We start from the raw sequence: 18,962 nt of genomic DNA, 5'->3' as shown, positions 1-18,962 counted from the left end.
TTATTCTCCCTGTTTAGCCAAAGGGGTTGCTCCCCTCTGTGATACGACCAGCCGCTCCGGCAAAAGCCCCTGAGGCCGCCACATGAGCATGCCGACGATCACGACCCCGATCAACACAAACTGCATCGAACCGGTGTAGAGTTGCGCCTCGATCGGCGCGAAACGCGAAAGTGCCCAACCGGACGCCGTCCAGGCGCCCCAAATGAGAAAAGCGCCAAAGATCGCACCGCGATTGTTGCCGGCACCGCCCACGATCAGCATCGCCCAGATCTGAAAAGTGAGCGTGGGCAACACGTCCTGCGGGCTGACAAAAGCGTAGAATGTACCGTAAAGCCCACCTGCGAGGCCGAGGATGACTGAACCGGTGACAAAGGCGGTCAGACGGATGCGCGCAGGGCTTTTACCCAGCGATTGTGCGGCCTCTTCGTCTTCGCGGATCGCACGGAGCAACCGCCCGAACGGCGAGGCCACAAGACGTTCCAAAAACAGGTAAACCGCGATCAGCAGCAACAGAACAACAATGAAAAAGAGCAGATTATAAAGAAACCCATCCCCAAGGGCGGCGCGCAGGGGCCGCTCAAAACCGCGCACGCCTTTGGCGCCGCCCGCCAGCCATTCCGCATTGCGCATCAGGTTTTCAAAGGCGACTGCGACACCGAAGGTGGCGATGGCGAGGTAGTCATGGCGGAGCCTGAGCGTCAGCAGTCCAACAATCCAGGCCATCAGCCCGGCCAGCGCCATGCCGCCCAGCAGGGCCGCCGGGTAGATCAGCCCGAAACCGCCCAGATGCCCGTCCTGCGGTGTACCGCCCAAAATCAGCGTCCCGTAAGCACCCGCCCCGAAGAAAGCGACGACACCGCCATTGAAAAGCCCGGTGTTGCCCCATTGCAGGTTCAGCCCCAGCACAGCAATTGACAGGATCGCAGCGGTGGTGGCGAAAAACACCAGATAGGAAATCACACCGATCATGCCCGCGCCTCGCCAAAAAGCCCGTGCGGTCGGATCAGCAGAACAACCAGGATCAGCAGGAAGGGAACCGATGGCGTATAGCCCGACGGCAGGATCACCAGCGCCAGATTGCCCGCGATCCCGACGATGAAACCGCCCAGCACCGCGCCATAGACGCTGCCGATACCGCCGACGATGGTTGCAGCAAAGATCGGCAGCACCAGATCGCGGCCCATGACCGGAATGATCTGGTGACTAAGCCCGTAAAAGACGCCCGCCACAGCGGCCAGCCCACCTCCGATGAGCCAGACGGCCATGATCGTCCGGGCAAGGTTGACGCCATTGACCTGCGCCAGCGACGGGTTTTCTGCGACGGCTCGCAACGCGTAGCCAAAGGTCGTGCGCGACAGGATGAGATGCAGGATCAGCATCAGCAAAAGAGCTGCCACCAGAACGAAAACCTGATCGGGTTTGACCAGGATCAGCGGGTCCCGGCTGAGGATGGTCGCAAAGGCGATGTCCTTGGAATAGAGCTCTGGCGACAGACCAAAGATCAAGCCGATCACGTTGCGGATCACCAGCGCCATGCCGAAGCTGGCGAAGACCATGGAAAGCTCCTGCCCCTTTTCCCGGACGCGCTTGAAGACCAGCCGGTCGATCAGCGCAGCCGATAGCCCGGTCAGCACCATCGATATCAGGGTTGCCAGGATCAACGCCCAGGTCAGCGACAAGGGGCCCAGTTTCGCTGCCAGACCTGGGACCATGGCCGTGACAAGCGCGTCAAAGACCAGCGCACAATAGGCCCCGAGCGACAAAAGCTCCGCATGTGAGAAATTGGCGAAGCGCAGGATATGCATGACCAACGTCAGCCCGATAGCGCCAAGCGACAGATAGGACCCGGTGAGAATGCCGTCGATCAGATTCTGGATCATGCCGCCCCGACCCGTCGCCCGCCAAGATAGATCTCGCCCACCACCTTGTTACCCAGCAGGTCCTGCGCCGCCCCATCCAGTTGGTTGTGCCCTTCCGCCAGGATGTAGCAATGATCAGCCAGACGCAGCGCCTGATTGACGTTTTGCTCCACCAGCAGAATGGAAACGCCATGTGCGGCCAGCGCTTGGGCGTGTTCCAACACCTCCTGAGTGGCTTTCGGCGACAGCCCTGCGGAGGGTTCATCCATCAGGATCAACCGCGGATCGGTCGCAAGCGCCATCGCGATGGCGAGGAACTGACGCTGCCCGCCGGACAGGGTGCCTGCTTTATCGCGGTGTTTCTCGGCAAGCGCGGGAAATTGTTGGAAAAGACGCGCCAGCCGCGCACTGGCGTCACCGCCGGCCCGGCGCAGCGCCAGATCGAGGTTCTGGCGGATCGTCAGACTGCGAAAGATGTTGTCGGTCTGGGGGACATAGGCGATGCCCTGGGCGGTCAGTTGATCGGGACGGATGTTCGTGATGTCGTCCGTTTCAAACGCAACCCGGCCTGCACTGACCGGGATCAGCCCGGCAATCGCCTTGATCAACGTCGATTTACCGGCGCCGTTCGGGCCGATGATCAGCGTGATCTGACCCGCGCGCGCGGTGATCGAAACCTCTCGCAAAATCGGCAGGTCAGGCACATAGCCCGCCGTGATATCAGAAGCGGTCAGCACCGGATCAGGCATCAACTGCTGTCCCGAGATAGGCGTCCAGCAATACCGGATCGGCGAGCGCCTGCTCTGCGCTGCCCTGAAAAACCACGCGCCCTTCGGCCAGCGCGATCACCGGATCGCAATGGCGCATCACAAAGTCCATATCGTGCTCGATGATCACGAAAGTTTTGCCCTGACGGTTCAGCTCCTCGATTTTCCCGATCAGCGTTTCGGTCAGGACCGGGTTCACCCCGGCAGCCGGCTCGTCCAGCAGGATCAGGTCAGGATCGCCCATCAAGACGCGCGCAAGCTCCAGAAGCTTCATCTGACCGCCGGATATCTTGCCCGCCGGATGGTCCGCCAAAGCACCCAGTGTCACGAAATCCAACACCTCCATCGCCCGTTTTCGGATGCGCGTCTCCTGTTCCTGCATCCGCTTGCGGAACATAAACGGTCCTGACACCGTCTCGCCGACTTGCTCGGTCGGGGCCAGCATGACATTTTCTAGAACACTCATCCGTGCAAAGGGGCGGGGGATCTGAAACGTCCGGCCCAATCCCAGCGCAAAGAGCTTGGAAGGGGACAGGCCTGTGATGTCCCGCCTCTCCAGATGCACGGCCCCGCCGTCGGGGTGCAATGCCCCCGTCAGCAGGTTGAAGAATGTCGACTTACCCGCGCCATTTGGACCAATCAGGCCGGTAATGGACCCCCGGGCAATCTGCAACGATACGGCATCCACCGCTTTGAGCGGCCCAAAGCTGCGGCTCAGGCCCTGCGTCGTCAGGATCGCTTCAGCCACCCGTTGCCCCCAACACCTGATCATCGGGGCGTGTATTGAGATTGTATTTCATGATCCGACCGTGCCGCCCGTTACGGTCCCGCTCCAAGGCGAAAACCGGACCGGCGGGCCCCGGTGCTGCCTCCAGAACCGACCCGATGGCGGCCTGATCATCCGCATCCAGCGCGAAGCTGAAGACCTCAAGCGTCTGCGGCAGATGCCGTGCGTAGCGCGCGCCGACAATGGCGGCGGCGACCTGTGGTTGGTCCAGCACCCAGCGCGTGGCGACCGAGGACAAGGAGACCCCGTGTTTCGCCCCAATCGATTGCAACACGCCAAGCAGCTGTTGAAAACGCCCCCAGGACCCGAATTCATCGATGATCAGGCGATATTTGACCAGGCTGCGGTTTTCAAAAGAAAACCCCGGGTCGTGCTGACCCAGCCATTTTTCCGTCAGGAATCCCCCCGCCAGCGTCCCGTAGCACAGCAATTGCATGTCGCTTGTGGCGGTCCATTGCGCCAATCCATGCGCCGCGCGCCGGTCCAGCAGAGAATACTGCACCTGGGTTGAGACCAGATCGAACCCGGCATCGATAAAGGGCTGGGTTTCCGCCACATCCCAGTTGGTTGTGCCGAGATAGGCGATTTTACCCTTTTCCTGGCATCTTTTCAGAACGTCGAGCCCGACCTGCGGGTCACCCATCGACAGATCCCACCAATAGAATTGTACCAGATGCAGGCGATCGATTTGCAACCGTTTCAGCGAGCGATCGATGATCGCCTCGACATCTTCGGGCTTGATATTGGCCAGCAGCCCAAGATCCGGCACCAGCTTTGTGTGCACCTGCACCCGGTTGGCCACCTCCGCACCGCGCCGCCGCCGCATGTCTGCGATGAAATCGCCGATCATTTCCTCGACGCCCGTGTAGATGTCGGCGCAATCGAAGCTGGTGATCCCTGCATCCAGAAAGGCTTCCATGTCGCGCACGGCATCCTTGCGGTCAACCGCGCCGTGGTCACCAGCAAGCTGCCAGCCGCCCTTGATCACGCGGGAAATGTCGTAGCCCGGGCGCAGGGGAACCGTTTCGGCGATCATTCGCGACCACCTTCCTGCCAGTACGGCGTGCCGCGCTCACCAGGCAGCCCCGTCGTGGCCGCATGCGTGAACCAGCGCCGTTCCTTCAGCCGCGTGATCCGAAACCGCCCGCCGCAATGCGGGTCAGGACAGGCGACCTCGGCATCGGTGCTGACCCAATCTTCCGGGTCGGTATCGCGCTGTTTCACCGGCAACAAGGGCAGCAAACCCGCCAGCGCATACATCGACACCCGCGTCCCCGGTTCAAAAACCAGTGTTTCGCCTTCAACCCGGAAACTGTCGCCTTCGATATGGCGGCACACCGGCGTGCGCCCGTCCAGAACCGTCTCGACCTTCAGATCGTAAAGCCAGAAGCCCCGATCACCTTCCCTGGTTCCCATTGCGTCCCTTCCGCTGGACGGATGCCGCCGCCCTTAGTATCTGGGACATGTTAACGGAAGTGGCGCGGCTCTCAAGGACCAATCGCCCGGACAAAAGGATGCGCCCTGACATGACCTCCCCGACACGACCGGATCGTTTGCGGCTCTCTGACCATCTGGAGATCTCCCGTGTCCTGACGGGCCTGTGGCAGGTTGCGGATATTGAGAAAGACGGCACCACCATCGACCCTGAGACCGGGGCTGCGTGGCTGGCCGCCTATGCCGATCAGGGCTTCGACACCTTTGATATGGCAGACCACTATGGCAGCGCGGAGATCATTACGGGCCATCTGCTGGCCCGATCCGACACACCCCGCCCGCTCGCTTTCACCAAATGGTGCCCACCGCCCGGTCCGATGACGCGCGATGTGGTGCGCGCAGGCGTCGAGGCGCGGCTGGAGCGTCTTGGGGTGGACCGTGTCGATCTGCTGCAGTTTCACTGGTGGGGCTTTCAGCATCCAGCCTGGCTCGATGCGCTGCATGAATTGACGCAACTGCGTGCCGAGGGTCTGATTTCCGAGATCGGAGTGACCAACTTTGATGCCGCCCATCTGGATCTGGCATTGGCCGACGGCGTGCCGCTCTTGACCAATCAGGTCTCATTTTCGCTGGTCGACCGGCGTGCTGCGGGGGCGCTTTCCGATCTGTGCCATCGCAGAGGGACAAAGCTTCTGGCCTATGGCACCCTCTGCGGCGGATTTTTATCCGAACGCTGGATGGGACAGCCCGAGCCGGAGGACATCAACGACTGGTCGAAGATGAAATACAAACGTTTCATTGACGCGACCGGCGGATGGCAAGCCTTTCAGGGCATCCTTGCTGCTGCCGATAAAGTTGCCCGAAAGCATGAACTGTCGATTGCAAACGTCGCGACCCGCTGGGTGCTGGAGCATTCCGCCGTTGCCGGTGTCATTGTTGGCGCAAGATTGGGCGAGCGGATGCATGCCGGGGACAATCTTCGGCTCTTCTCATTTCAGCTCGACAGGGAAGATCACGGGCGCCTTGAGGCGGCTTTTTCAAACACCCGCCCGGTGCCCGGCGATTGTGGCGACGAATACCGGCGTCCGCCCTTCCTGACAGCCTCCGGCGATCTCAGCCATCACCTGGATACGATGCCGTTGCCCTTCACGGCCAAAGATGTGGCGGGCAGAGACGGTCAGCAACGCGTCCTGAGCGGGTCAAAGTGGGAAGATATCGCCGGCTACGCCCGCGCCCAGCGCATCGACAACCGCATTCTCGTCTCGGGCACGACGGCGACAGCGGGGGCAGATCGCATTGTCGCCGAAGCCGATGCAGGGGCGCAAACGACCTTTGTCATCGACAAGATATTGGCGGCGCTGGAAGCCCTGGGCGCCTGCGCCGAAGACGTGATACGCACCCGGATCTACATCGTCGACGCGGCGGATGTTGAGGCGATCTCACGGGCGCATGGGCGTGTCTTTGGCGAGATCAAGCCCGCGAACACACTGGTTGTCGTTGCCGGGTTGATTGGCGGGTACCGCGTGGAAATAGAAGCCGAGGCCGTGCTGCGCCGATAACCGATCAAATCACGCGCATTTGACGCGGGATCGAAGGCCGACGATCTGAAGCCATCGCGGTCCTGATCAACAATTTTCGCACTGATTCCGCGTATTTCTCACGTCAGAGTTGAAATTAAACCATATTCGATGACACGCCCTAGATTTTTGGGATATTGCTACATAAGTCCCTCAGAATTGACATATTTTTCTTCTTTTCTCGATACGCTGATTTTTTTCGTAACTCATAAGGCATGGTCACATGCGACAGTATTTAGTTTCCGATGGCACGTCACAGCGCGTGGAAAGCGCGACAGAGCTTCGCGTTCCGGCAAGCGACAATCAGAGCCGATATGTAAAAGCCGAACTCGCGGGCGCAGGGTCATATATGATCCCGCTGGGTCATCTGGTCGATGGACCGTTTGACAGAAATACCTTTTCAGCAGCGGCCAGAAACCTGGTGCAACGCCACGAGTCGCTACGGACGCGATTTGAAATTTCCGGCGGCCATGTCAGCGCCGTGGTCTCACAAGTACCCAGCCTTCAGCTTCACCATTGCGACATGGCCGATCAGAGCTTGTCTGCCTTTCGGAGCTGGGCCTTGCCTCTTGTGTTTGACGATGTTGATCCCCTTAAAAGCGGCTCTTTGATCCGGTTTCTTGTGGCAGATCTGGGGGAACGCTGGCGCTTTACAATTGCGGCGCACCATGCGGTCACGGATGGTTTTTCCCGAGGCGTCATGACCAAGGAATTGCTGAAGCTCTACGCGGGGGAGACATTGCCGCCTGCCAGATCCTACTACGAATTTGCCGCAACGGGGATGGACGATGCCCGCGCGCCAACCGAAGTAAAGGATCTGGTGCGCTCCTTGCCAAAACCGGTGCGGCTGGTGGGTGACGGCGTCCATAACGAAGAGGCTGCTGCGGCAGGCCGTTACGTCGAACTTAGTTTCGAGGATGTGCAAAAACCCATTCGCGCACTGGGCAAATCAATCGGTGCCACGCAGTTCGGCGTGCTTGCAGCCGCCTACGCCCTCGGGCTGCACGGCTATTCCGGAGAAGAAGCAGTCTCAAGCTTTTTCCAGACCGAAGGCCGCAAGGCGCTCGGCGCGCCGAATTCGGTCATTGGCCCGTTTTCCAACACCTTGCCCCTGAACCTTAGCGTGGATCTCGATCAGGAATTCGCCTCTTTTTCGACTGCGGTATCGGCGCAGACGCGCGACACTGTTGCTCTGGAAAACGAGCCGGTTCTGGACCTTGTGATCTCCGAGCAAAAGGCACCCAGCGTTTCCATCAATATGTTCCCGCCCGCAGCCCGGATCACGGCAGGTGAGCTTGACGTCGGACCGCGCGAGTTTCTTGACAGGCGGACGGAATATGATCTGAACCTCATATGGTCGACGGACCGGAGCGTTCTGAAGGCGCGGGCATTTTACAACGCCGCACAACTGTCAGAGACACGCGCGGAACTCTTCCTTAATCTGCAAGGCAGGATCCTTGAGGCCGCCCTTGAAAACCCGCACCAAACCTGTCGGGAGATCCTCAAGCGTGCGCGCAAAGGCCATGAGGTCGTCGTGCCGCAATCCACGCTGGAGCCTGAACCGACCCGGCGGATTCACGAAGCTTTTTTTGAGTGGGCGGAACGGCAGCCCGATGCTGCAGCCATCATCACCTCAAAAGAGACGCTCACCTACCGCGCTCTCGCCAACCGCGCGGGGTCCATAACCGGTGGATTACACGCCGCGGGGGTCACGCCAAGCGACCGGGTTGTCATTTTTGCGCAACGCAATTCTGATCTGGTTGCATCCGTTTTGGGGGTATCCGCCAGCGGCGCCTCCTTTGCGCTGGTGGATGCGACCTATCCCGTGTCGCGGATCGAAAGGATGCTGGACCAGCTCGGAACACACTATGTCATTGAGGCAGGTGTCGATCTGCCCGCTGAGATCGCCGGGCAAGTGACCCGCATCACGCCGATGCGCGAAACGGATCGGCTTCCCGACATCGTGAACGGCGCGCCACGGGATGCGGCCTATCACCTCTTTACCTCGGGCACGACCGGCCAGCCAAAGCTGACGACGCATCCCGACAAGACCTTGCAACGGTTCATCTCGTGGCAGTCGCGCACGCTTGCGCTGCCAGGCCGCATCACAACAACCATGATGGCCGGGCTCTCGCATGATCCAACGCCGCGCGACATCTTTTTGCCTTTGTCCCATGGCGGCACTATCGCCATCCCAAGTCCGTGCGAGATGATGGACCCCAAACGCCTCCGTGCCCTGATCGCGAAAGCGCACTGCAATGTGTTGCGCCTGAGCCCGACATCGGCGCGCCTTTTGACAACGGATATGGCATCAGCGGACGGGTTCGATGGCCTGAAAGCGATTTTCTGGGGCGGCGAAAGGCTCCCACCGCGGGTGGTCGAACAGTGGCACGATCTGGTGCCAGGCGTGCGCCAGTTCAACGTTTTTGGCACGACAGAAACGCCCCAGGCCTTTGTGATCAATGAAATCGAGGAAGGGGCTGCACGCACCCGCGACATTGCCATCGGCCGCACGCTGCCCTGGACCGGTGTCCGACTGGTCGCCGACGACGGCTCCCCCGTTTCGGTTGGGGAAGTTGGCGAAATTGTCGCCGATCTGGCGGACCCCGTGGCGGGGGTCAATCAACGGATCCCGCCCGAAACCGGCGCGGCCTGCCGACATTTCACCGGCGACATCGGGTACCAGATGCCGGATGGGCTGATTTACTTCGCTGGGCGCCGGGACGGGCAGATCAAGATCAACGGCTTCCGCGTGGAATTGGGCGAGGTCGAAACCACCACCGAAGCGGTGTCGGGCGTCGAACGGGCCTGTGCGCTTGTCTCAGACGACAGGCTGCTGCTGTTTGTGCTGTCAGAGGTCGCCGAGGTCACGGAAAAGAAAATCCGGGCGGCGCTGTTCAGCAATCTGCCGACCTACATGATGCCGGCCCGGATCGTGGTCATGGATCACTTTCCGTTCACACCGAACGGCAAGATCGACAAGGATGCCCTTGCGGAGTTGGCGCAGGACATCGAAACATCCGATGCCGCTGCGCCATCCGATGCGCCAGAAGGGGCTGCCGAGACATCGATTGCCGAGATACTCGTCAAACACTCCGGTCGCACGTTTGCCACACGGGATCAGTCGCTCTTTGATCTGGGCGCCGATAGCCTGTCAACAATCGAAACCCGCCTCGATCTTGAGGCGCTTGGTCTGAACCTGCCAACCAACTGGCCGTGGATGACCATTGCCGAATTGGCCGCGCTCGCCCCCTCAACGTCAACAGAAACTCCGGCGGCGACGCCGCATTTTGAGATCAGCAGGGTCGAAACCTTCGTGCTGCTCAGGTGCCTCGCCATCGTCGAGATCGTGGCCTTTCATGCAGGTTTCAAGCTGACAGGCGGGATGTCGATTGTGCTCTTCGTACTCGCCGGGTTTTCATTTGGGCACCTGCAACTGCCTGCCGTGCTAAAAGACGGCCACGCCCGGCGCGTTTGGGCTTTGCTAGGGCGGCTCCTTGTGCCCTTGGTGCCAGTTTCGCTGCTGTATTTCAGTTGGCATTTCTATATCGGCAACAACGTCGAGCTATCCTCCCTGCTGTTTTATCGAAACCTGGTCAATTTCTTTGATGTTGTTTTCCTGGGCCAGAGGTGGATCCCCTATCGTCTGGAATGGCTATGGTTTTTGCATGTCTATTTGCAAATGTTCCTGGCCATCGGGGTGTTGCTCTGTTTTCCCGGCATACGGCGGCAGCTATCAGCAAACCCATGGCGTAGCCTGGCCATTTTCTTTGTGCTGACCGAGGTGGTGGCGATCGGCACAATTCTGGTCGCAGCGCTCCATCACGGAGAGATATTGGCCAGCGCGCGCCTGCTCTTCAGATCGCCAACGACGCTGCTGCCGTTTCTCGCCCTCGGCGCGCTGGTCGCAGCAGCAGACACCTTCCGCCGCCAGGTGATCAGCTTCGGGTTTGTCCTATGCCATCTGGCGCTCACGCATTCCCTGCTGACCAATCACTCGGAACTCTGGTGGATCCTGGCCCTGTTTCTGTGCGCGGTATTTCCATATGTCCCACTGCCACGCTTGCTGGCAAAAATTGTGGTCACCGTGGCTGCCTTTTCGCTGATGATCTATTTGACCCATTCTGCCGCTGACTTTGTTTTCAGCAGTCTGGCAGGTGATTCCACGGCTGCAAAACTGGCAAATATCGTGTTCCAGATCTGCTGCGGCGTCGTGCTTGGCATGCTGATGCGCCCGCTAAACGATTGGCTTGGCATCAACCGCCCCGCCGATACAAAACCCACGGCAGAGCGCGGAACTTCAACAGGTGATCGCATGTAGAAACGGTGCAAAGCTGCGGTCAAACGTCAACAGAGACTACTCGGCGCAATGTTCATGCCGAAAGGATGCATTTTTGAAAGACGGCACCTGATTGCAAGTCATATCGGCTCCCCTCCGAAGCGTCGCACGGGAACTGGCTTTCAAATTCACCTCAGAAATCGCGCAAACTCTGAAGCTGGAGTTGTTGCGTTATGGAGCGCCGTCGTATCCGAATGTTCAGCAAGGTATTTTGCGACCATTTCAAACCCCACGGTGTAGCCCGCCCATCGCGAAAGCTTGCCGCTGCCAAAAAACCATTTTGAGTGGTCATAGGGCTTCGCGTCGAATTCCTGCGCGGCGAGGCTTTGCGCCTCCAGCAATTCAGCGCCATCAACAGCGTTTTCCCAGGGCTCAGCCGGACAGCTCATCATTTCATGCACAAAGTGTTGTGCGAGCCCTTCGGAAACGAGTGCTTCGCCAAGTGTTTGCCCATATCCGGGACCATCCCATCTCAATACATGATGAAACTCGTGATAAATCGTGCGCAGCATCGCTTGACGGAGTTCTTCGCCGCTGAACCCTGCCGACGTATCAATCACAATGTCAATTCGACCCGGACCATATGCCGACCCGCTCACGCGAAGTGCCTTGGGCATCGGCCAATTCGTGCCCCGAACCGTGAGGTCGAGAGCAACGGGGTCGTGAACATTTATGCAGCCGTTCTGAGCATCTGAAACTGCAGAGGTGAGCGTTTCGAGCAACTCGGTCAGCTGTTTGCGGGCGTTCATGATGTGAATATGCCAAGCACTCATGCTGAGAAAGTATCAGAAGCACTGTGCGGTTGGTAGATGGGAGCCTGCTCCCCCCACGCCCTTTCTAGGAAGTCATCACGTATGATTTCGATGATCGGGGCGCCCTGTGTGATGCGGCACGATCAGAATGGCACGTCCGCGCCTCGAACGCGACTTTTCAATGCCACACCAGGATTCTGAGCGCGAGTTGGACCGAACAAAGAAAGCCGTCGGAAGAGCGAAGTCTCTCGCCAAATAAGACCCACAGCTTACACTCCTGGCGCGTGTTTATTCCGTAAAAAGTCCAATGGTCGAAACGCGGCCAACTACCCACAAGCTTCAATTCATGACACGCTACCTGATCAAAAACCCTTTGAGCATAAGCGCCGAAAACCAAAGTGAGCAGTACGACTAAAATTCTATAATATTCAGATCCTTAAGAAGCAAAGCCGGCCCCAGGTCAGATCGTGAGATCGCTCTAATTTCCTGAAAATTGCATGAATATGGGACAGATCCTCCAGCCAAACGGGACGCATCATTAACGACTGTCGTGATATCCCGCGAATAGAATGGCCCAAGGACGACTAATCAATTGTATCGCGTAATAGAGTGTTTGTCTCAAGAACATGACCATTGGCTTGTCGCCGTGGCTGCGATCGTGTGCGTTATTGGATCATGTATCTCTGTCCTCGTTTCAAGGCGATTGTTCTCTGCAACCGGATTGCGCAGACGGATACAGCTGTTTCTCAGCAGCCTCATCAGCGGCGCAACGGTTTGGTCGACGCATTTCATTGCGATGCTGGCGTATGAGCCCGGTTTCGAACATGGATATGAACCGGTTCTGACAGGTGTCTCACTGGGCGTTGCCGTTTTCGGGATGCTCGCAGCCAACGCGCTGCTGGCCTACGGAGACGGAAAGTTTCATTTTATCGCGGCAGGGGCAGGCTTCGGTCTCTCAGTATCGATGATGCACTATATCGGAATGTCGGCGTACCTCTTACCTGGTGTGATCCGTTGGGACCCATCGATGGTATTGATGTCGCTGCTGCTGGGCTGCCTTCTCGGGGCTGCTGCCTATCACAGAATTGCTTATCCGATCACACGGTATTGCTGGCTCGGCGGTGCCGTTCTGATGGTCTTGGCCATCTGTTCGATGCACTTCACCGGGATGGCAGCATTTTCCGTGGAGTTGAGCCCCTACCATGAGGTCCCGCAGCAGTTCATGCCAGACGCAACGCTTGGTCTGCTCATATTCGCTGTGACGATTTTGATTTTGGTTGTGGGTTTTGCTGCGCTGAGCATCGAGACCAACCTCGAACGAGAAGCCTTGGAGAAATTGGAGTATACGGCGACGCATGATCATCTGACCAAACTACCAAACAGGTTGCAGCTCAGCCGGAAAATGGACGAGTGCAAGGAGTTGATGTCGCGAGATCAAAACCTGAAGGTTGCAGTTCTGACGATTGACCTCGACCTATTTAAGGAAGTGAATGATCTTCGCGGGCATGCCGTGGGAGATCGCTTTCTAAAGGAAATTTCAAACCGACTAAAAACCGCATGCCAAGAACATGAATTTGTTGCGCGCACGGGAGGGGATGAATTTGTTGCCCTGAAAGTGGGCTTTCAATCGATGGAGGAAGTTGTTTCATTCGCGGAAAGGTTGCATGCGCTGACGTCAGAGCCTGTTGATACCGAAGAATACTCGCTATCCATAGGGTCCTCCATTGGGATTGCGACCAGCATCAGTGATGGCTCTGATCTTGACGACCTGCAGCACAACTCTGACCTGGCGATGTACCGTGCCAAACTGCAAACGGAGGCCAATATTTGCATCTACGACGCGGAAATGGACAGGCAAAGCAGGGATCGGCTGCTTTTGATAAATGACCTCAGGCAAGTGACATCCAGTAGTCAGCTTGAGCTTGCATTTCAACTTCAGAACGATCTGAAAACGCTGGAACCAATCGGTTTTGAGGTTTTGTTGCGGTGGAACCATCCAACGCGTGGCATAGTCTCGCCTGCTGAGTTTATTCCAATTGCCGAAGAAACCGGTTTGATCCGAGAGATCGGTATGTGGGTCTTGCGTGCCGCATGTTTTGAAGCCGCGAAATGGTCAAAACCGTTGAGCGTAGCGGTCAATGTAGCGCCTCAACAGCTCGCTCAGCCCTCGTTTATTGAGGAGCTGTCCGACATTTTGATCGAGAGCAGATTGCCGCCTGGGCGCCTGGAATTAGAGGTTACGGAGTCCAGTATTATCGACGACCAGGCCTATACGCTCAAGGTAATGCACAAGATCAAGGCGATGGGAGTGCGGATTGCAATGGATGATTTTGGGACCGGGTATTCGTCCTTGGCTGCGCTGCAAGCTTTCCCGTTTGACAAGATTAAGATCGACCGAAGCTTCATCCAGGACGTGAACCAGGATCGATATCGTACGGCAATTGTCCGATCAACGCTACTTCTCGGCGAAGCCTTGGGTATCCCTGTTCTTGCGGAAGGCGTTGAAAATGAGCAGGAACTCTCCTTTCTGCAAGCGGAGAACTGTGATTTTGTACAAGGCTTTTTGTTCGGCAAGCCAATGAGCCTGCAAGACGTTCAAGAGTTTGTCTGCCCTGACGCAGCGGTCCGCGCGATCCAAGCGCAATCATGAAGCACAAGTTTGATAGGTTCTGACAAAGCAAACAATGTTTAGGAATATATACAGGTAAATTTTTAACACGCCAAAACATAGCTTTAGCGATTCGCATTAAGCCTTGGAAGGCAAGGTCGGAGTCGAAAGCTACCCTCCATAAGGGAATCCAAGAAAAAACTATGCAACTTCAAAGAGAACGCCTCTCACTTCCCAATTAAGAGGGCATTCACCCATCAAATGTGATCTCTTACTAAGATATTGAAAAATAATACAAAAGCCCGCAAGTTCACGCAGAACACGGAAATACGCCAATAAACCACTTCCTTCGTCGAACATCCCACATATAGTTCACGGCAAAGATTTCGTCCCCGGCCGCGCTTGGCCAAAGTGAGATTTCCTTTACCCAGGCGAGTTTGGCGAAGTGGTCGCTGGAGCCTGCTTGGACGCGTGGAGCCGAAATCATTCAACACTTTTGAATAACGATAGGATGGTGAGCCCAAAATTTGAAGATCAAAGCGCTTTTGGACATATTTTGCACGAATTGAAAAAGACAAAGCACAACCGAGTGTTTTCTGCGCAGGTATCAGCAGGTTCCGGTTTTTCGATGTAGGCGCATGTCATTTGTATAGTGTTGGCAGCCTGAATAGGGTGCTAGCATTCTGTTTATAAGGTATTTGGATATGAGTAATTGTAGTGACACGACGACCAGCTGCCATCTGGTCAGGGCAAAAGCAGCATACGGATCGGTGTTCACTTGACCCTTGCAACCCGCCTTTTGCGCGCTCTCTGCGCCGATTATCCTTTGGCTATTTCTAACACCGTCGCGACTGGGTCTGTTTCAAGTCCGAGCGGTGACGACATGCGATGCCACTCATCGCGCGGGCAAGTAAAGCTTCAGATTCAGGTGAACAAGGCTACAGAAGTCCCGAAATGACGTTCCAAATCGCCAACCTAGACTACACCATTTCGGCACCGGACAAGAACTTTGCCGGCCGTTTCGAGCTTTTTAGCCGATACGAGGACTGTCCTTTCCCGTCGCACGAACTACCAGGGTCGCGTAGGGGCGGGCCGTCATTCTCACGGACGCTGCGGGGCAGCATATCGTTCGCGCGCGCCAAGCTGCAAAATTCCTTTGAGAAGCCCGAAATGTATGACGATCTTCTCTTAGCTTGCCGCGAATGGCTTAAGACCCCAATGTCACATACACAAATAAACTCAGGTTTTCCCCTCAGTTCCAGGATTGTGGACGGACCGAAAAATTAATGGATACAGCCGCGTAAATTAATCGCCCTGTTGGAGAAAGAGATGCCACTAGTAGATCGTAAATTTGTAGAAGACCTCATTGAATGGCCAGACGCACGGACGAATGTCGCAGGCAAAAGCACCACCTCAGCAACACACACCGACGGGTTACCGATCTATGTCGATTTCGCAAATTCGGTGATCGACATCGAAGATCTAAGGGGAGAGGACGCGGGGCAGATCGAGCGTCGTTCCTACTCTGGGATCATCAGCCGTTTGAAACGCCTGGTTTCCCCCATCAAAAAATCAACGGTGGAGAATTCTGAAAACTTCATAGAAGCGCTCAAAGCCCTTAACCCGGAGCCGGTTGTATTAGTCATCGGCGGCGGCACGGTCGGACAAGGGATGGACGTAGTATATGAAGATCCAGCAATCAAGCTGGTTGCCTTTGATATCTATCCCTCGTCGAACATCCACTTCGTTGCGGACGCGCACAATATCCCGATCCAAAGCGACACCTTTGATGGCGTCGTCGTTCAAGCGGTCCTGGAGCATGTCCTGAGACCCGAGGTTGTGGTTGAAGAAATCTGGCGCGTATTGAAACCAGAAGGGCTGGTCTATGCCGAAACGCCTTTCATGCAGCAGGTGCACGAGGGCCCCTACGACTTCACACGGTTTACGGAGAGCGGTCACCGCTATCTGTTCCGCCGCTTCCATCGCGTGAAGTCCGGTTCAAGCGGGGGGCCTGGTACGCAGATGATTTGGTCGATCGACTACCTATTCCGGGGACTGTTTCGATCCCGTAAAGCGGGCAGCCTTGCCAAGCTCGCATTCTTCTGGCTGCGTTATCTGGATCACCTCATTCCGGAAAGCTACGCCGTCGATGGCGCAAGTGGCGTGTTCTTTTTGGGCAGGAAGGCCTCAAACACGGTCTCCGCCAAAGAGATTATTGCCGACTATCGTGGCGCCCAGTGAGCGATATCGTCCCGTTGTGCAAATCAAGGAATCTATTCGACTTATGACCTATAAAAGGTCGCGTCAGCGGATCTGCAAAGTAAACTGAACAGCATTTTAAAACCTGTAGAAGCTTTAGTCCGGCGATTTTACAGACCTGGCTAGCGATGGGCGCTCGCCCGTCCGCGAATTTGTTCATGCGAGCATGCCAGGGCCAACACACTCGAACCCAATCAAAGCCACCCGTTTTGAATTATCAGGAGCCTCAATGGCATTCTCAAATGTTAGTCCGCTTTTTCGCATGGCTTTTCAGCGGAGAGACCGAGCTTGGCCAAGAGGATTTTATTCACTTTCCTGACGTCAAACCGCGCCGTCGCAAGATCACGCCCCGCGGCGCCCAGTGTCATAGCCAGCTTGCCATCGGTCACAAACCGTTCCATCGCGTCCGCCAACTCGTCGACATTGCGAACGGAAACCACAAAACCTGTGGTGCCATCGACTACAGGCTCAGCACAGCCCGGCGCATCAGACGTGATAATCGCGCGTCCGGTCGACATCGCCTCAAGCACGGTTCGCGACACGCCTTCACGATAGGAGGGAAGAACAAAAACGCTGCAGGCCGCCAAATATGGACGCACATCCGGCGTCTCCCCCAAATACTCAATTACGCCCTCAGCTCCCCACGCCTCGACCTCTTCAGCGTTGATCGACGAGGGATTGGCATCCAATGGGCCCAAGAGTTGACATCGTACGTCGGGATAACGCGCTTTCAGGCGACGGGCGGCTTCCACGTACTCACAAATTCCCTTGTCCTTCAAAAGGCGTGCAACCATCAGAAAAACCGGCGGACCTGTTGGCACAGGGTGCTGGGCAAATCGATCCAAATTTACCCCTGACCCAGGAATAACACTGACCGGGCATTCTTGTCCGACCAACCGATGCCTGCGAAACTCAGCGGCGTCCGCTTCATTATAGACAATCACTTCATCGACCTTTTTTAACGCGTGCCGATAAAGCTGTATCGATCCTCTGCGCAGCAACCGTTTCCGCAGGCTGCAGTGCTCATCGACAAACACATAACCAAGACCGGTGCACATTGGCAGCACCTTTTCGACACCGACCCACCGCGCAGCAAGGCCGCCATAAATGATCGGCTTCATGGTGTAAGGAAAGACGATGTCCGGAGAGAAGTCGCGGAAGACGCGAACCAATGCAAAAAATGTCCTCAAATCTTGCCAGGGGTTTTGCCCCGTCCGGTCCATCGGGACAATTTTAAATGCAACACCAATCTCTGCAAGCCGCGCCTCTGACACAGGGTCAGAATTCGGGCCACATGCCAAAACATCCGCGTATTTCGCCATCGATTTCAATAAATCATAGCGGAACCCGACAAGAGATGCGGTCAGGCTTGCCAAAACGATGACACGTTTTCGCCGATGCTCGATGACCGTTTCGTTTCCTTCAAGCCCATGCAAAGTTCGCCTACTCTCGGAACCGACGGTCTGACGATATGTGGCTGAACGCAGCATTAAGCCGCCCCATGCATCTGAGCAGAGGCTTTTTTGGCTGCATCTGCCGCTTCGGACATCGTCAGAGATGGCCACCCAAACGTGTCCCTCAACTCACCGGAAAATGCGACGATCTCGCTCAGAACAGATATGTTTTCCTTGGTATAAATTCCAAAATTATGCGGATGGAACCATAGATGAAAAATACGGTTCTGCTGGGCCGCCTGCCGCATCTCCCGCCTGATCAGCCCAAGCTGAAGCCTAGCGCCCGCCGCCGAGCCACCGGCATAGGACCGCAAAAACCGGCTCGCGGGCACATTCCCAATCCCATCACGCCAACTGGCATCAACGACTGCGCTGCCGCATAGCGGAACGTAACTGTTGGCCAGCCGCAGACCGCGCTGCGCCTTGGACTGTTGCGCGCGCGCCGCAGGGCGATCCACACGAAATGGACCTGGCCCGCGGTAGACATCGACGCCACGCGCCACACATACGTCCAAAGCGCCAGGTGTCACCTGATTTCTTGGAAAAACAATGCTCCGAGGTCGCATGCCAAGGCGCTGAAACGCGGCAATGGCTGCGTCGATGTCCGCTGTGAAAGCGGGGATGTCCAGCGGTTCTTCGAGGCAATAATAATGCGAGAACGTATGTGTCCCCAGCTCCTGGGTCGACCGAGCGGCAATGTCCTGAACAATTGACAGTCCGAAATGATAGGGGTCTGACGCCTCATCCTCACCCACCGTATCAATGAAAGCGTAGTTATTGTCTCGCTGGTTCCGAAATTGCGCCCTTCGGTGCGGCAGTGCGGCCAAAAGTTCATCGCGATTGTCGAACATCAACATGCCGACGGTCGCCCAAGTTGCATGCAGCCAGTTGGTGTCAAACAAATCAAGCAATGCGGGAACAGCCTCACGCACGCCCAGAATATTCCGGCCATATGAGTCTATGGAATGTGTGCCGTAGACGCCCCACATGAGTTCCAGATCGAGGGAAAGAACAAATCCACCGCTGGAAAATCGACTATCATCTTGCGCATATACCATTGATTTTAGTGCAATTTCGAGTAACTAGAACTATTATGTAATTTAACTTTGTAAATCCTAGCAAATCG

13 protein-coding genes are annotated in these 18,962 nt (G+C 56.7%); 4 read left to right on the top strand and 9 right to left on the bottom strand.

The features are described from left to right. The 6 genes from Q1A20_RS14150 to Q1A20_RS14125 are packed head-to-tail and all read right to left on the bottom strand — an operon-like array spanning position 1 to position 4,829. Positions 1-969, bottom strand: coding sequence for a branched-chain amino acid ABC transporter permease (locus Q1A20_RS14150; protein WP_299402009.1), 969 nt, complete (start codon positions 967-969; stop codon positions 1-3). Continuing rightward, the gene (locus tag Q1A20_RS14145; RefSeq protein WP_299402008.1) at positions 966-1,880 is read right to left on the bottom strand and encodes a branched-chain amino acid ABC transporter permease; all 915 of its coding nucleotides are present in this window, start codon (positions 1,878-1,880) and stop codon (positions 966-968) included. The genes Q1A20_RS14150 and Q1A20_RS14145 overlap by 4 nt, the downstream gene beginning before the upstream one ends. Beyond that, entirely contained in the window at positions 1,877-2,608 is a 732-nt protein-coding gene (locus Q1A20_RS14140; protein WP_299402007.1) for an ABC transporter ATP-binding protein, read from the bottom strand. The genes Q1A20_RS14145 and Q1A20_RS14140 overlap by 4 nt, the downstream gene beginning before the upstream one ends. Beyond that, positions 2,601-3,374, bottom strand: coding sequence for an ABC transporter ATP-binding protein (locus tag Q1A20_RS14135; protein ID WP_299402006.1), 774 nt, complete (start codon positions 3,372-3,374; stop codon positions 2,601-2,603). Before Q1A20_RS14135 ends, Q1A20_RS14140 begins: the two co-directional genes overlap by 8 nt. Further along, positions 3,367-4,449, bottom strand: a complete 1,083-nt coding sequence (locus Q1A20_RS14130; protein WP_299402005.1) for an aldo/keto reductase — start codon at positions 4,447-4,449, stop codon at positions 3,367-3,369. Before Q1A20_RS14130 ends, Q1A20_RS14135 begins: the two co-directional genes overlap by 8 nt. Then, entirely contained in the window at positions 4,446-4,829 is a 384-nt protein-coding gene (locus Q1A20_RS14125; RefSeq protein ID WP_299402004.1) for a TIGR04076 family protein, read from the bottom strand. The genes Q1A20_RS14130 and Q1A20_RS14125 overlap by 4 nt, the downstream gene beginning before the upstream one ends. Before the next feature lie 110 nt (positions 4,830-4,939). On the opposite strand from Q1A20_RS14125, the gene Q1A20_RS14120 reads away from it, so the two are divergent. Together Q1A20_RS14120 and Q1A20_RS14115 are read left to right on the top strand one after the other, a co-directional pair. Next, the gene (locus Q1A20_RS14120) at positions 4,940-6,406 is read left to right on the top strand and encodes an aldo/keto reductase (RefSeq protein WP_299402003.1); all 1,467 of its coding nucleotides are present in this window, start codon (positions 4,940-4,942) and stop codon (positions 6,404-6,406) included. Positions 6,407-6,647: 241 nt separating this feature from the next. Continuing rightward, positions 6,648-10,745: an AMP-binding protein gene (locus tag Q1A20_RS14115; RefSeq protein WP_299917204.1), complete on the top strand. Its 4,098-nt coding sequence runs from the start codon at positions 6,648-6,650 to the stop codon at positions 10,743-10,745. A gap of 146 nt (positions 10,746-10,891) precedes the next feature. On the opposite strand, the gene Q1A20_RS14110 is transcribed toward Q1A20_RS14115, so the two are convergent. Continuing rightward, a complete protein-coding gene (locus Q1A20_RS14110) occupies positions 10,892-11,512 on the bottom strand; it encodes a DUF2268 domain-containing putative Zn-dependent protease (protein ID WP_299917202.1) in 621 nt (206 codons plus the stop codon). A gap of 706 nt (positions 11,513-12,218) precedes the next feature. Here Q1A20_RS14110 and Q1A20_RS14105 point away from each other — a divergent pair. Together Q1A20_RS14105 and Q1A20_RS14100 are read left to right on the top strand one after the other, a co-directional pair. Beyond that, positions 12,219-14,165, top strand: coding sequence for a putative bifunctional diguanylate cyclase/phosphodiesterase (locus tag Q1A20_RS14105; protein WP_367180905.1), 1,947 nt, complete (start codon positions 12,219-12,221; stop codon positions 14,163-14,165). A gap of 1,287 nt (positions 14,166-15,452) precedes the next feature. Beyond that, positions 15,453-16,364, top strand: a complete 912-nt coding sequence (locus Q1A20_RS14100) for a bifunctional 2-polyprenyl-6-hydroxyphenol methylase/3-demethylubiquinol 3-O-methyltransferase UbiG (RefSeq protein WP_299401999.1) — start codon at positions 15,453-15,455, stop codon at positions 16,362-16,364. Positions 16,365-16,627: 263 nt separating this feature from the next. Here the strand turns inward: Q1A20_RS14100 and Q1A20_RS14095 are convergent, their stop codons facing one another. Together Q1A20_RS14095 and Q1A20_RS14090 are read right to left on the bottom strand one after the other, a co-directional pair. Then, positions 16,628-17,872: a glycosyltransferase family 4 protein gene (locus Q1A20_RS14095; protein ID WP_299401998.1), complete on the bottom strand. Its 1,245-nt coding sequence runs from the start codon at positions 17,870-17,872 to the stop codon at positions 16,628-16,630. Then, complete coding sequence (locus tag Q1A20_RS14090) at positions 17,872-18,894, bottom strand: polysaccharide deacetylase family protein (RefSeq protein WP_299917198.1); 1,023 nt, start codon at positions 18,892-18,894, stop codon at positions 17,872-17,874. The genes Q1A20_RS14095 and Q1A20_RS14090 overlap by 1 nt, the downstream gene beginning before the upstream one ends. Between the last annotated feature and the right edge of the window lie 68 nt (positions 18,895-18,962).

Source organism: uncultured Roseobacter sp., assembly GCF_947501835.1.
Classification (GTDB): domain Bacteria; phylum Pseudomonadota; class Alphaproteobacteria; order Rhodobacterales; family Rhodobacteraceae; genus Roseobacter.
The sequence above is the reverse complement of the archived record's forward strand: the minus strand, read 5'-3'. Positions and strand labels throughout refer to the sequence as shown.